The organism is Streptomyces sp. SID14436 (genome assembly GCF_010548465.1).
Taxonomy (GTDB): Bacteria; Actinomycetota; Actinomycetes; order Streptomycetales; family Streptomycetaceae; genus Streptomyces.
Genome location: NZ_JAAGMD010000809.1, coordinates 1 through 13,693, shown reverse-complemented (window position 1 = coordinate 13,693; position 13,693 = coordinate 1). Strand labels below are relative to the sequence as shown.

Genomic DNA, 13,693 nt, shown 5'->3' with positions numbered 1-13,693 from the left:
GCCGCCGGCCTGGACCCGCTCGCCGGACGGAGCCTCGCCCGGGTGACCGCTCCCCCGCCCGCCGTCGGGGAGGGGCCGGCCACCTTCGCCGTCTTCGACGTGCCCGACGAGGCGGCGCTGACCGCGCGCGGGGCCGCCACCTGCGTGGCCACCGTGCTCGCCGGACGGCTGGTGCACCGGCGGCGCTGAGCGCCGGGTGCCATGGGGCCGCGGGGGCCGGGCTGCCACAATGGGCCCGTGACCCGCGCATCCCTGGACAAGCAGCCGCACGAAGTCGCCTCGATGTTCGACGACGTGGCGGAACGGTACGACCTGACCAACGACGTGCTGTCCCTCGGCCAGGACCGCCGATGGCGCAAGGAGGTCGCCCGGGCCGTCGACGCGCGCCCCGCGCAGAAGGTCCTCGACCTGGCGGCCGGCACCGGCACGTCGTCGCTGCCCTTCGCCCGGACCGGGGCCTACGTGGTGCCCTGCGACTTCTCCCTCGGCATGCTCCGGGTCGGCAAGCGCAACCGCGCCTGGCTCCCCTACACCGCCGGCGACGCCACCCGGCTGCCCTTCAGGGACGACGTGTTCGACGCCGTCACCATCTCCTTCGGCCTGCGCAACGTGCAGGACTTCGACGCCGCGCTGCGCGAGATGCACCGGGTGACGCGGCCCGGCGGCCGGATCGTCATCTGCGAGTTCTCGCATCCCACCTGGACGCCGTTCCGCACCGTCTACACCGAGTACCTGATGCGCGCGCTGCCGCCGCTGGCCCGCACCGTGTGCAGCAACCCGGACGCCTACGTCTACCTCGCCGAGTCGATCCGCGCCTGGCCCGACCAGCCCGCCCTCGCCGAGCGGCTGGGCAAGGCCGGCTGGTCCCGGGTGGCCTGGCGGAACCTGACGGGCGGCGTGGTGGCCCTGCACCGGGGCTTCAAGGAGAGCTGACCGCCAGCAGGGCCGGGCCGGACGGCGGCAGCGGGTCGCCGAGCAGCGGCGGGCGGGGTTCGTCCAGTTCGCGCGCGAGGCCACCGCCGGGCGGTCCGGAGGCGCGCGGCTCGCGCACGCCCCCCGCCGCCCTCGCCCTTCCCGAGGTCGAACCACACGTAGACCAGGGACGCGCGCGGCACCTCGGCGCCGGGCTGCGGGTACTGGCGCACGACGTGGTCGACGAGGGCCAGGTGGAACTCCGGCCGGTCCGGCGCGTGGAGGAACAGGCCCCGCGCGCGGACCGATTCGCGCGCGTCCACGGCCATCAGACCGACCAGGTGCGGCACGCGCACCTCGGGTGTCCCGGGTGTCACTCGCACGGACGTCACCCCCCAGCGGTACCGGCAGGGTAGACCCGCCGGGGTGCCCGCCGGAAGGCTCGCGTCGCGTTACGTGACGCGGGATGACCGTGAGTGATCGCCGGGGCGGTGGGGCGGCGGTGCGGGCCGCGCGGTCACAGGGCGAGGCGGTAGCAGTGGCCCTCGCGGCGGGACACCGGGGTCGTGTACGTCTCGGCGAGACGCATGCCGAGGCGCCGGGTGACCGCTATGGAACGGGTGTTGCGGGCGTCCACCATCGCCACCACGTCCGCGACCCCCGCCGCGCGCACCCGCTCCAGGGTCTGGCGGGCCGCCGCGGTGACGTACCCCCGGCCCCAGAACCGCCGTGCGAGCCGCCAGCCGATCTCCGTCTCGCCGGTGGGACCCCACTCCCGCTCCCAGGGCTGCGCGCCGGTGAACCCGATGACGGCACCGCTCTCGTCGAGCATCGTCCACAGGCAGAAGCCCCGTTCGGCGTCGTGCCGGCGCTGGCGGGCGGTGAGCTCCTCGTAGACCGACAACTCCGCGGGCCTGCCGCCCTGGAACTCCATGACGTCGGGGTCGGCGAAGATGCGGTGCCAGACGACGGCGTCCTCATGGGTGGGCACACGGAGCCGCACAGCGGGCAGAGCTCTGGTCACGGAGGCAGCCCTTCAGCCGGGTGATCGATTCTCCTGCATAGACTGCCCATGTCCAGTGCCGGTCGGCACGCAGTTTTCGAGCCTTGGGGAGAACCCGCCGTGACCGAGCCCCTCTCCGACCACACCGCCGATGTGATCGTCGTGGGCGCGGGGCCAGCAGGCTCCACCACCGCCTACCACCTGGCCAGGTCCGGACTCGACGTGCTCCTGCTGGAGAAGACCGAGTTCCCGCGGGAGAAGGTCTGCGGTGACGGCCTGACCCCGCGCGCCACGAAGCAGCTCGTCGCCATGGGGATCGACATCTCCGAGGAGGCGGGCTGGCTGCGCAACAAGGGCCTGCGCATCATCGGCGGCGGCGTCCGCCTCCAGCTCGACTGGCCGGAACTCGCCTCCTTCCCCGACTACGGCCTGGTCCGCAAGCGCGACGACTTCGACGAACAGCTCGCCCGGCAGGCCCAGAAGGCCGGCGCCCGGCTGTACGAGCGGTGCAACGTGGGCGCGCCGGTCATCGACGACCGCACCGGCCGCATCACCGGCGTGAAGGCCAAGCTGGGGGTGGAGAAGCGCGAAGTCACCTTCCATGCCCCGCTGGTGGTGGCCGCCGACGGCAACTCCACCCGGCTGTCACTGGCGATGGGCCTGCACCGGCGCGAGGACCGCCCGATGGGCGTCGCCGTGCGCACCTACTTCACCTCGCCCCGCCACGACGACGACTACCTGGAGTCCTGGCTGGAGTTGTGGGACCGCCGCGGCCCGCAGGACCGGCTGCTGCCCGGCTACGGCTGGATCTTCGGCATGGGCGACGGCACCAGCAACGTCGGTCTCGGCGTCCTCAACACCTCCGAGTCCTTCAAGGAACTGGACTGGCGCGAGGTCCTCAAGGCGTGGTGCGCCTCGATGCCCGAGGACTGGGGCTACACCCCGGAGAACATGACCGGCCCGATCCGCGGCGCAGCGCTGCCCATGGCCTTCAACCGCCAGCCGCACTACACGCGCGGACTGCTGCTGGTCGGCGACGCGGGCGGCCTGGTCAACCCGTTCAACGGCGAGGGCATCGCCTACGCGATGGAGTCCGCGCAGATCGCCGCCGACGTCATCGTGCAGGCCCACGCGCGGGCGACCCCCGCGCAGCGGGAGTTCGCCCTCCAGCGCTACCCGCGGGTCCTCAAGGACACCTACGGCGGCTACTACACGCTCGGCCGCGCCTTCGTGAAGCTCATCGGCAACCCGAAGGTCATGCAGATCGCCACCCAGCGGGGGCTCACCCACCCGATGCTGATGCGGTTCACCCTGAAGCTGCTCGCCAACCTGACCGACCCGACGGGCGGCGACGCCATGGACCGCGTCATCAACGGCCTGAGCAAGGTGGCCCCGAAGGCCTGAACTCCCTTGGCGCGGGCGGCGGATGCCCGCGGAGACGGCCCGCGCGTCCGATGGGTCCCGCTTGTCCGGAGCGGATGGGCGAACGTGATCATCGTGTGACCGGCCCGTGGGCAACCGGCGGACCGGGGCCCGGGTCGAACGGGACGTACCCATCCGGGCACGTCCCGTTCGACGAAGGGGTCTTCCATGACAGAGCAGGCAAGCCGGCGCTCCGGGCCGCTGAGAGCCCTGGGGCTGCTGGCCGCCACGAGCCTGGTCGCGGTCGGCGCGGCCGGCACCGCCGTGGCGGCCGAGGCGCCCCTGCCCGTGACCATCACCGGCGAGGACCGGGTCGGCCTCTCGCTGCACTCGGACAACGGTGACCCGTCCGAACCCCAGGTCCGCCTGCGGCTGAAGGCGCCCGGAGAGGAGTTCGACGGCGACGGCGTCGTCCCGCCCGTGTTCACGGGGGAGTACACGATCCGCATCGACGCCACCGGGCTGAAGGGCGTCGCCTCGGTGAAACTGCCCTGCGACGCCGACGGCCTCGTCGCGGTCTGCACCGGCACCGAGCTCTACGCGGGCGAGCAGTACAACCGGCTGGGCGGCATCCGGCTCGACATCGACGACGACAGCGAGGCCGGGGACGCCGGCAGCATCACCGTCACCGGTGAGGGCGAGGGCCTGGAGTTCAGCCCGCTGACCGTCGACGTGCTCGTGGGCGGCCCCGAACTGCTGAACCGCCGGCTCTCCGTGCCGGACGACCTGCGCGCGGGCGGCACCTACCGGGCACCCGTCGGGCTGCGCAACGCGGGCAGCATGCCCGCCGAGGGCGCGGTGCTGCGCTTCCACGGCTCGCGCGGGGTGTCCTTCCCCGACTCCTACGGCAACTGCTCCTACCTGGAGACCACCACCGGTCCGCTGCTGCGGCAGGGCACCGACGTGGTCTGCGCCTTCCCCGACACCCTCGACGCCGGGACGGCCTACGCCCTGGCCGAGCCGCTGCGCGTGAAGACCGCCGACTTCGCCCTGAACGACATCTTCACCTACTCCTTCACGGCCGTGCCGCCGGCCGAGGCGAGGAAGCTGCGCGCCGCGGAAGGCCACCGTCCGGGCACCGGGCCCGACCTGGAGCTGACGAAGGTCGCCGGCGCCGACGCCGCCGACTACACCCGGTACGTGGACCTGGACCTGCCCCGCAACAACACCTACGACCTGGAGCTGACCGGCGCCTCGGCGCACGGGAAGGCCGGCGACACCGTCACCGCGGAGATCGGCTTCCGCAACAACGGCCCGGCCTGGCTCAGCGCGCAGCGCTCCGGCGGCGAACCCCTCGTCTTCACGGTGCGCGTGCCCGAGGGCGCCACGGTCACCAAGAGCCCGGAGCGCTGCGGGGAGACCACCCTCACCGAGGACGAGAAGGGCTACCTCTGCTGGGTGAGCACCCCGCTGCTGGAGGACGCGTCCCTCACCTTCCCGTTCACGTTCCGCATCGACCGGGTCGTGCGGAACGCGCGGGCCGAGGTGGCGCTGCCCGAGTGGGACAACCCCTGGGACTCGGACCAGTCGAACGACTCCGCCTGGATCGTGCTCAACGGGAGCGACGAGCCGGGCGACGGCGGCACGCCGGGCGCCACGACCCCGCCCGCGGCCGGTGAGGACGGCGGCCCGGGCACCGACGACGCGGACGGGACGAACGGCACGAACGGTGCGGACGGCGCGTCCGGTGACACCGGGGACAAGGGCACCGGGGGCCGGCTGGCGTCCACCGGGGCCGGCGGCACGGTGCTGACCGGCGGGGCCGCACTGCTGGCGCTCGGCCTCGGCACGGGCCTCGCGGTGTTCCTGCGCCGGCGCGCGCAGCAGTCCGGCGGTGCCACCGCCTGACACGGAAGCCGTACGCGGTCGTCGTGGGCGGCCGGGAGCCCCGGACGGGCTCTCGGCCGCCCACGGCCGTGCCGGGCGCCGTGAGGGGCCGTCAAGGGCCGTGCGGGCGCTCCGTGGGCGCGCGAACGGCCCGCCAACGCCGTCCGGCGGGCGGGCGATTCGGGCAATACGGTGCAACCGGCGCACGGCGAAGGGCCGCTGCCCCCGAGCGGCAGCGGCCCTTCAACGTGTCGGTGTGCGGCTCAGAGCACGCGCACGGCACCCGACGCGGGGTAGCCGGAGAGGTCCTGGATGACGACACCCTTCGAGGGGTTGGCCGCGTCCAGGTACTGGCCGTTACCGATGTAGACACCCGTGTGGTACGCGGAGCCCTTTCCGCCCCAGTACAGGATGTCGCCGACCTGGACCTGCGAGAGCGGGATGTCGGTGCCGACCGTCGACTGGGCCTGCGAGACGCGCGGCAGGTCCACTCCGACCTGCTTGAACGCGGCCTGCACCAGGCTGGAGCAGTCCCAGGCGTTGGGGCCGGTGGCGCCCATGACGTAGGCGTCGCCCACCTGCGCCTTGAGGAAGGCGATGACCGTCGCGACGCTGCCGCTGGCGGGCGCCGAGGCGGTCGTGGCGGTGCTCGCGCCGGCGGTGAGGTCCGGCCGGTCGGCGGTGCGCGCGGCACGCTCGGCGGCGGCCTTGCGGGCGTCCTCGGCCGCCTTCTTCTTCGCGGCGGCCTTCTTCTTGGCCTCGGCGAGGTCCGCCTTGGCCTCCTTGGCCGCCTCGGCGGCGGCCGCGTCGCGCTCGGCCCGCAGCTGGTAGTTCGCGGCGGCCTGCTGCGTGGCGTCCGCGGACTGGGCGACCTGAGCGGCCAGGTCGGCCGTCAGGGTGGGCAGTTCGAGGGTCTGGGTCACCGGCTCGGCTGCGTTCGCCGAACCCGATGCGCCGGCCACTGCCAGGGTGCTGAGGACGCCACCGGCCACGCCGGCCCGCATCGCCATCGTGGTCTGTGCGGTGCGCCGGGGCTTCCGGTGGCTGCGTATCTGAGCGGTGTGGGACATGGGAACAACCGGTACCAGGGGCTCCTTCATATCCACAAGAAACGTGTGCTGCGCCACAGTTGTTCAATCAGGGCCCCGAATCCCGGGCGTGTCGTTCCTTATTGACGCCGTAACGGACATTGCGGACTGCCCGTAACCGGCCTGTGATCACGGTCTTTCATCGTTACGCCCGAATTGCCCGCCGCCTACCACCGGTCGCGACGATTGGCCAAGCCCTCTTCTCATCCCCCTCTCATGAATGTGGTGGAGGTCACGGAACGATTACCCCGGCGGTGGCGTCCCGGGGTGGCGGCGCGGACCGGACGGGCGGCGCCCGGACTTCGTGAACGCGTGCACGTGTCCGCCGCGCGTCCACATCGCTCCGCGGGACCCCCCTCAGGTGTGAACGCGCCTCTATCAAGGGATCGGGTCCAGCACCAATTTGCATGCAGAGGAAATCTCTTGATATGGAGACGCACCCTTCCGACCTGCACTGACGTGCCAAAATGTCACTTCTCGTGATCGCGCGGACGCTTCGCGTGTGAAGATCACCGCTCATCCGACTTCATGATCGTTCGTCAGGTGGCAGAGATCACAAAGGTAGTCCGATACCCCGTGTCGCAGATCACAGACCACCAGGCATAGGATGCGGAGCGGTTGGGCTTGTGACCTGCTTCACATGTTCTCGATCTTCGCCGGGGCGGGCGTGGTTCGAGGGGGTGATGAGGCGGGTGGGAGGCCCGACGCGCCAGCAGTCAGTGCCGACTGAGAGGAGCGAGGAGCGGTGAACGCGTATGCGCCCATCCTCGTACTGGGAGCCCTCGGGGCAGGCTTTGCGATCTTCTCCGTGGTCATGGCCACGCTGATCGGTCCGAAGCGCTACAACCGCGCCAGGCTCGAGGCCTACGAATGCGGAATCGAGCCGACCCCCACGCCGGCCGGCGGCGGGCGCTTCCCGATCAAGTACTACCTGACGGCGATGCTCTTCATCATCTTCGATATCGAGATCGTCTTCCTGTACCCGTGGGCCGTCAGCTTCGACGCCCTGGGGATCTTCGGGCTCGTGGAGATGCTGCTCTTCGTGCTCACCGTCTTCGTCGCGTACGCGTACGTATGGCGGCGCGGCGGCCTGGAATGGGACTGAGGGGTTAGCCATGGGACTCGAAGAAAAGCTGCCGAGCGGTTTCCTGCTGACCACCGTCGAGCAGGCCGCGGGCTGGGTGCGCAAGTCGTCCGTCTTCCCCGCCACGTTCGGCCTCGCGTGCTGTGCCATCGAGATGATGACCACCGGCGCCGGCCGCTACGACCTGGCGCGCTTCGGCATGGAGGTCTTCCGCGGCTCGCCCCGGCAGGCGGACCTGATGATCGTGGCCGGCCGGGTCAGCCAGAAGATGGCGCCGGTGCTGCGGCAGGTCTACGACCAGATGCCGAACCCGAAGTGGGTGATCTCCATGGGGGTCTGCGCCTCCTCGGGCGGCATGTTCAACAACTACGCGATCGTGCAGGGCGTCGACCACGTCGTCCCGGTCGACATCTACCTGCCCGGCTGCCCGCCCCGGCCCGAGATGCTGATGGACGCGATCCTCAAGCTGCACCAGAAGATCCAGAGCTCCAAGCTGGGCGTGAACGCCGAGGAGGCGGCCCGCGAGGCGGAGGAGGCGGCGCTCAAGGCCCTGCCCACGATCGAGATGAAGGGGCTGCTGCGATGAGCGACGCACACCGCACCGGGGGTGACGGCGTGAACCCCGAGAAGGACCTCTCCGCGGAGAACCTCCCCGGCCAGCGCGGCGACGGCGGCGAGGAGATCCGCGTCCAGCGCGGCATGTTCGGCGCCGACAACGGCGGCGACACCTCCGGTTACGGCGGGCTGGTCCGCTCGGTCCGGCTCCCGGGACCGTCCAACCGCCCCTACGGAGGATGGTTCGACGAGGTCGCCGACGAACTGGAGGGCGCGCTGGAGGAGCAGGACCTCCTCCCGGACAACGCCATCGAGAAGACGGTCGTCGACCGCGGCGAACTCACCTTCCACATCGAGCGCGAGCACCTCGTGCGGGTCGCGAAGACCCTGCGCGACGACCCGGCCCTGCGCTTCGAACTGTGCACCGGGGTCAGCGGCGTGCACTACCCCAACGACAAGGGCCGCGAGCTGCACGCCGTCTACCACCTGCGCTCGATCACCCACAACCGGGTGATCCGCCTGGAGGTCAGCGCGCCCGACAGCGACCCGCACATCCCGTCGCTGTTCTCGGTCTATCCGACGAACGACTGGCACGAGCGCGAGACGTACGACTTCTTCGGCATCGTCTTCGACGGTCACCCGGCCCTGACGCGGATCATGATGCCGGACGACTGGCAGGGCCACCCGCAGCGCAAGGACTACCCCCTCGGCGGCATCCCCGTCGAGTACAAGGGCGCCCAGATCCCGGCTCCGGACCAGCGGAGGTCGTACTCATGAGCACGCACACCCCCTCTTCCGCATCGGCCCGCGAAACCACCGAGGGCACCGTCTACACGGTGACCGGCGGCGACTGGGACGAGGTCGTCGAGGCCGCCGCCCGCGCCGACGACGAACGCATCGTCGTCAACATGGGCCCCCAGCACCCCTCCACCCACGGAGTGCTCCGGCTGATCCTGGAGATCGACGGCGAGACCGTCACCGAGGCCCGCGCGGGCATCGGCTACCTCCACACCGGCATCGAGAAGAACCTCGAGTACCGCACGTGGACGCAGGGCACCACGTTCGTGACGCGCATGGACTACCTGACGCCGTTCTTCAACGAGACGGCCTACTGCCTCGCGGTCGAGAAACTGCTCGGCATCGAGGACCAGGTGCCCGACCGCGCCTCGGTCATCCGGGTGCTCCTGATGGAGCTGAACCGGCTCTCCTCCCACCTGGTGGCCATCGCCACCGGCGGCATGGAGCTCGGCGCCACCACGATCATGATCTACGGGTTCCGGGACCGTGAACTCGTGCTCGACGTCTTCGAGCTGATCACGGGCCTGAGGATGAACCACGCCTACATCCGCCCCGGCGGACTCGCCCAGGACCTGCCGCCCGGCGCGGTCGACCAGATCCGCGAGTGCGTGAAGACGATGCGCAAGAACCTCCCGGAGTACGACGCGCTCGCCACCGGGAACCCCATCTTCAAGGCCCGGCTCCAGGACGTCGGCTACCTCGACCTGGCCGGCTGCATGGCCCTCGGCGCCACCGGCCCGGTGCTGCGCTCCACCGGCCTGCCGCACGACCTGCGCAAGGCCCAGCCGTACTGCGGCTACGAGACCTACGACTTCGAGGTCCCGACCGCCGACACCTGCGACTCCTACGGGCGGTTCCTGATCCGCCTGGAGGAGATGCGCCAGTCGCTGAACATCATCGAACAGTGCCTGGACCGGCTCCAGCCCGGCCCGGTCATGGTCGCCGACAAGAAGATCGCGTGGCCCGCCCAGCTCGCCCTGGGACCGGACGGACTGGGCAACTCCCTCGACCACATCAAGCAGATCATGGGCACCTCCATGGAGGCCCTGATCCACCACTTCAAGCTGGTCACCGAGGGCTTCCGCGTCCCGCCGGGACAGGCGTACACCGCGGTCGAGTCGCCCAAGGGCGAGCTCGGGGTGCACGTCGTCTCCGACGGCGGCACCCGCCCCTACCGGGTCCACTTCCGCGACCCGTCCTTCACCAACCTGCAGGCCATGGCGGCGATGTGCGAGGGCGGCCAGGTCGCCGACGTCATCGTCGCCGTCGCGTCCATCGACCCCGTGATGGGAGGCGTCGACCGGTGACCACCTCTTCTTCCGAGCGGGGCGTGAGCCTGGGCATGCCCCAACTGCCCGCGCCCGCCTACCCGGACGACGTCCACGCCCGGCTGGAGACCGACGCGCGCGAGATCATCGCCCGCTACCCGGACTCCCGGTCCGCGCTCCTGCCCCTGCTGCACCTGGTGCAGTCGGAGGAGGGCCACGTGACCCGCACCGGGATGCGGTTCTGCGCGGACGTCCTCGGCCTGACCACGGCCGAGGTCACCGCCGTCGCGACCTTCTACAGCATGTACCGGCGGCGGCCGAGCGGTGACTACCAGGTCGGGGTGTGCACCAACACCCTGTGCGCCGTCATGGGCGGCGACGCGATCTTCGAGGAGCTCCAGGAACACCTGGGCGTCGGCAACGGCGAGACCACCGAGGACGGCAAGGTCACCCTCGAGCACATCGAGTGCAACGCGGCCTGCGACTACGCGCCCGTCGTGATGGTGAACTGGGAGTTCTTCGACAACCAGACCCCCGACAGCGCCAAGCGCATGGTCGACGACCTGCGCGCCGGACGCCCGGTGGCGCCCACCCGCGGGGCCCCGCTGTGCACCTTCAAGGAGACCGCCCGGATCCTCGCGGGCTTCCCCGACGAGCGGGACGGCGCCGTCGAGGCCACCGGCGGAGCGGGTCCCGCCTCCCTGGCCGGCCTGAAGCTGGCCAAGGGCGAGGCACCGCCCGCGCGGGTCGTCCACCCGCGCGGAGAGGCCCCGGCCGAGACCCCGCCGCACGAGCCGTCGCCCACCGAACACCTCAGCTCGCACGACGCGCCGCAGGACACGTCGGCCTCCGATCCCGCGCATCCCGCCGGACCCGTTGCCGAGGAGGGGGAGTGATGACCTTGGCACCCGAACTCAAGGACACCGGACCGGAGAAGCTGCTCGCACCCGTGCTGTCCGCCTTCTGGGACGAGGACAGGTCCTGGACGCTGGACACCTACCGCAGACACGACGGGTACGAAGGGCTCCGCAAGGCGCTCGCCATGTCACCGGACGACGTGATCGCCTACGTCAAGGAGTCCGGTCTGCGCGGACGCGGCGGCGCCGGCTTCCCCACGGGCATGAAGTGGCAGTTCATCCCGCAGGGCGACGGCAAGCCCCATTACCTCGTGGTCAACGCCGACGAGTCCGAGCCCGGCACCTGCAAGGACATCCCGCTCCTCTTCGCGAACCCGCACAGCCTCATCGAGGGCATCGTCATCGCCTGCTACGCGATCAGGTCCTCGCACGCCTTCATCTACCTGCGGGGCGAGGTCGTCCCCGTCCTGCGGCGGCTGCACGAGGCCGTGCGCGAGGCCCGCGAGGCCGGCTTCCTCGGCGAGAACATCCTGGGCAGCGGACTCGACCTCGAACTGACCGTGCACGCCGGCGCGGGCGCGTACATCTGCGGTGAGGAGACCGCACTGCTCGACTCGCTGGAGGGCCGCCGCGGCCAGCCGCGGCTGCGTCCCCCCTTCCCCGCGGTCGCGGGCCTGTACGCGTGCCCCACCGTGGTGAACAACGTCGAGTCGATCGCCTCGGTTCCCGCCATCCTGAACCGGGGCAAGGAATGGTTCCGCTCGATGGGCAGCGAGAAGTCCCCGGGCTTCACGCTGTACTCCCTCAGCGGCCACGTCGCCCAGCCCGGCCAGTACGAGGCACCGCTCGGCATCACCCTGCGCCAGCTGCTGGAGATGAGCGGCGGCATGCGCCCGGGCCACCGGCTGAAGTTCTGGACCCCGGGCGGCTCCTCCACGCCGCTGCTCACCGACGAACACCTCGACGTCCCCCTGGACTACGAGGGCGTGGGCGCGGCCGGATCCATGCTCGGCACCAAGGCACTCCAGTGCTTCGACGAGACCACCTGCGTGGTCCGCGCCGTGACCCGCTGGACCGAGTTCTACGCCCACGAGTCCTGCGGCAAGTGCACGCCCTGCCGCGAGGGCACGTACTGGCTGGTGCAGCTGATGCGGGACATCGAGGCCGGCAAGGGCCGGATGTCCGACCTGGACAAGCTGAACGACATCGCCGACAACATCAACGGCAAGGCCTTCTGCGCCCTCGGCGACGGCGCCGCCTCGCCGATCTTCTCCTCGCTGAAGTACTTCCGCGAGGAGTACGAGCAGCACATCACGGGCCGTGGCTGCCCCTTCGACCCGGCCAAGTCGACGGCCTGGGCCGACCGTACGGAGGTGCACGCATGACTGTGACCACCAACGCTCCCTCCGGCGGGGGAGAGGCGGCGGTCCCGCCCGAGGACCTGGTGACGCTGACCATCGACGGCGTCGAGATCAGCGTGCCCAAGGGCACCCTGGTCATCCGGGCCGCCGAACAGCTCGGCATCGAGATCCCCCGGTTCTGCGACCACCCCCTCCTCGACCCGGTCGGCGCCTGCCGCCAGTGCATCGTCGAGGTGGAGGGCCAGCGCAAGCCGATGGCCTCCTGCACCATCACCTGCACCGACGGGATGGTGGTGAAGACCCAGCTCACCTCGCCGGTCGCCGAGAAGGCCCAGCACGGTGTGATGGAGTTCCTGCTCATCAACCACCCGCTGGACTGCCCGGTCTGCGACAAGGGCGGCGAGTGCCCGCTGCAGAACCAGGCGATGTCGCACGGCCAGGCCGAGTCCCGCTTCGACGGCAAGAAGCGGACCTACGAGAAGCCGGTCCCGATCTCCACCCAGGTCCTGCTCGACCGGGAGCGGTGCGTGCTGTGCGCCCGCTGCACCCGGTTCTCCGTGCAGGTCGCGGGCGACCCGATGATCGAACTGCTGGAGCGGGGCGCCCTCCAGCAGGTCGGCACCGGCGAGGGCGACCCCTTCGAGTCGTACTTCTCCGGCAACACCATCCAGATCTGCCCGGTCGGCGCGCTCACCTCGGCCGCCTACCGGTTCCGCTCCCGCCCCTTCGACCTGGTCTCCTCGCCGTCGGTGTGCGAGCACTGCTCCGGCGGCTGCGCCACCCGCACCGACCACCGGCGCGGCAAGGTCATGCGGCGCCTCGCGGGCAACGACCCCGAGGTCAACGAGGAGTGGATCTGCGACAAGGGGCGCTTCGGGTTCCGCTACGCGCAGCAGCGCGACCGGCTCGACACCCCGCTGGTGCGCAACGCCGAGGGCGAGCTGGAGCCCGCCTCCTGGCCCGAGGCGCTGCAGATCGCGGCCCAGGGCCTGCTCGCCTCCCGGGGCCGCACCGGCGTCCTGACCGGCGGCCGGCTCACCGTCGAGGACGCCTACGCGTACAGCAAGTTCGCACGCGTGGCCCTGGGCACCAACGACATCGACTTCCGGGCGCGGGCGCACAGCAGCGAGGAGGCCGACTTCCTGGCCGCCCGGGTCGCCGGCCGCGGCCGTGACCTCGACGGCACGGGCGTCACCCACACCGCGCTGGAGAAGGCGCCCGCCGTCCTGCTGGTCGGCTTCGAGTCCGAGGAGGAGGCGCCCGGCGTCTTCCTGCGGCTGCGCAAGGCCTGGCGCAAGCACGGCCAGCGCACCTTCGCGCTGGCCACCCACGCCACCCGCGGTCTTCAGAAGGCGGGCGGCACGCTGCTGCCCGCCGCCCCCGGCACCGAGACCGAGTGGCTGGACGCCCTCGCGAGCGGGGTCGGCCTGGAGGGCGACGGGGCCGCCGCGGCCGAGGCGCTGCGCGCCGACGGTGCGGTGATCGTCGTCGGCGAACGGCTCGCGGGCGTCGCGGGCG

At 71.3% G+C, this 13,693-nt stretch carries 12 protein-coding genes and 2 pseudogenes; 11 read left to right on the top strand and 3 right to left on the bottom strand.

What is annotated here, in order from left to right; genetic code table 11:
* Together G3I53_RS29750 and G3I53_RS29745 are read left to right on the top strand one after the other, a co-directional pair.
* Positions 1-189 (top strand): annotated as a pseudogene (locus G3I53_RS29750) (hypothetical protein); the annotation flags it as partial.
* A gap of 48 nt (positions 190-237) precedes the next feature.
* Positions 238-933: a demethylmenaquinone methyltransferase gene (locus tag G3I53_RS29745; protein ID WP_164338118.1), complete on the top strand. Its 696-nt coding sequence runs from the start codon at positions 238-240 to the stop codon at positions 931-933.
* On the opposite strand, the pseudogene G3I53_RS29740 reads toward G3I53_RS29745, so the two are convergent.
* Positions 920-1,241 (bottom strand): annotated as a pseudogene (locus G3I53_RS29740) (PASTA domain protein). The gene G3I53_RS29745 and the pseudogene G3I53_RS29740 sit on opposite strands and share 14 nt — an antisense overlap.
* Positions 1,242-1,429: 188 nt before the next feature.
* A complete protein-coding gene (locus G3I53_RS29735; RefSeq protein ID WP_164338117.1) occupies positions 1,430-1,936 on the bottom strand; it encodes a GNAT family N-acetyltransferase in 507 nt (168 codons plus the stop codon).
* A 99-nt stretch (positions 1,937-2,035) separates the two neighbouring features.
* Here G3I53_RS29735 and G3I53_RS29730 point away from each other — a divergent pair, with 99 nt between their 5' ends.
* Positions 2,036-3,319, top strand: a complete 1,284-nt coding sequence (locus G3I53_RS29730; protein ID WP_343239565.1) for a geranylgeranyl reductase family protein — start codon at positions 2,036-2,038, stop codon at positions 3,317-3,319.
* A 186-nt stretch (positions 3,320-3,505) separates the two neighbouring features.
* Positions 3,506-5,185 (top strand): hypothetical protein, encoded by a 1,680-nt coding sequence (locus tag G3I53_RS29725; protein ID WP_164438954.1) that lies wholly within the window; start codon positions 3,506-3,508, stop codon positions 5,183-5,185.
* A 242-nt stretch (positions 5,186-5,427) separates the two neighbouring features.
* Here the strand turns inward: G3I53_RS29725 and G3I53_RS29720 are convergent, their stop codons facing one another.
* Positions 5,428-6,264 carry a C40 family peptidase gene (locus G3I53_RS29720; RefSeq protein WP_164337650.1) on the bottom strand — a complete coding sequence of 279 codons (837 nt, stop codon included), beginning with the start codon at positions 6,262-6,264 and terminating at the stop codon, positions 5,428-5,430.
* 733 nt (positions 6,265-6,997) lie between these two features.
* Here G3I53_RS29720 and G3I53_RS29715 point away from each other — a divergent pair.
* The 7 genes from G3I53_RS29715 to G3I53_RS29685 form a co-directional block, all read left to right on the top strand.
* Complete coding sequence (locus G3I53_RS29715; protein WP_164337649.1) at positions 6,998-7,357, top strand: NADH-quinone oxidoreductase subunit A; 360 nt, start codon at positions 6,998-7,000, stop codon at positions 7,355-7,357.
* Positions 7,358-7,367: 10 nt separating this feature from the next.
* Positions 7,368-7,922: an NADH-quinone oxidoreductase subunit B gene (locus tag G3I53_RS29710; protein ID WP_006133126.1), complete on the top strand. Its 555-nt coding sequence runs from the start codon at positions 7,368-7,370 to the stop codon at positions 7,920-7,922.
* Positions 7,919-8,668 carry an NADH-quinone oxidoreductase subunit C gene (locus G3I53_RS29705; RefSeq protein WP_164337648.1) on the top strand — a complete coding sequence of 250 codons (750 nt, stop codon included), beginning with the start codon at positions 7,919-7,921 and terminating at the stop codon, positions 8,666-8,668. Before G3I53_RS29710 ends, G3I53_RS29705 begins: the two co-directional genes overlap by 4 nt.
* Positions 8,665-9,996 carry an NADH-quinone oxidoreductase subunit D gene (locus G3I53_RS29700; protein ID WP_164337647.1) on the top strand — a complete coding sequence of 444 codons (1,332 nt, stop codon included), beginning with the start codon at positions 8,665-8,667 and terminating at the stop codon, positions 9,994-9,996. Before G3I53_RS29705 ends, G3I53_RS29700 begins: the two co-directional genes overlap by 4 nt.
* Positions 9,993-10,853: an NADH-quinone oxidoreductase subunit NuoE gene (nuoE, locus tag G3I53_RS29695; protein WP_164337646.1), complete on the top strand. Its 861-nt coding sequence runs from the start codon at positions 9,993-9,995 to the stop codon at positions 10,851-10,853. Before G3I53_RS29700 ends, nuoE begins: the two co-directional genes overlap by 4 nt.
* A complete protein-coding gene (gene nuoF, locus G3I53_RS29690; RefSeq protein ID WP_192229503.1) occupies positions 10,850-12,199 on the top strand; it encodes an NADH-quinone oxidoreductase subunit NuoF in 1,350 nt (449 codons plus the stop codon). The genes nuoE and nuoF overlap by 4 nt, the downstream gene beginning before the upstream one ends.
* Positions 12,196-13,693: NADH-quinone oxidoreductase subunit G (locus G3I53_RS29685; RefSeq protein WP_164438953.1), on the top strand; the 1,498-nt coding region annotated here is incomplete at its 3' end. The genes nuoF and G3I53_RS29685, both read left to right, overlap by 4 nt.

What these genes read in the sequence shown, in the direction of transcription:
- G3I53_RS29725 (WP_164438954.1), top strand. Translation starts at nt 3,506, where the DNA reads ATGACAGAGCAGGCAAGCCGGCGCTCCGGGCCGCTGAGAGCCCTGGGG.
- G3I53_RS29720 (WP_164337650.1), bottom strand. Translation starts at nt 6,264, where the DNA reads ATGAAGGAGCCCCTGGTACCGGTTGTTCCCATGTCCCACACCGCTCAG.
- G3I53_RS29710 (WP_006133126.1), top strand. Translation starts at nt 7,368, where the DNA reads ATGGGACTCGAAGAAAAGCTGCCGAGCGGTTTCCTGCTGACCACCGTC.
- G3I53_RS29705 (WP_164337648.1), top strand. Translation starts at nt 7,919, where the DNA reads ATGAGCGACGCACACCGCACCGGGGGTGACGGCGTGAACCCCGAGAAG.
- G3I53_RS29700 (WP_164337647.1), top strand. Translation starts at nt 8,665, where the DNA reads ATGAGCACGCACACCCCCTCTTCCGCATCGGCCCGCGAAACCACCGAG.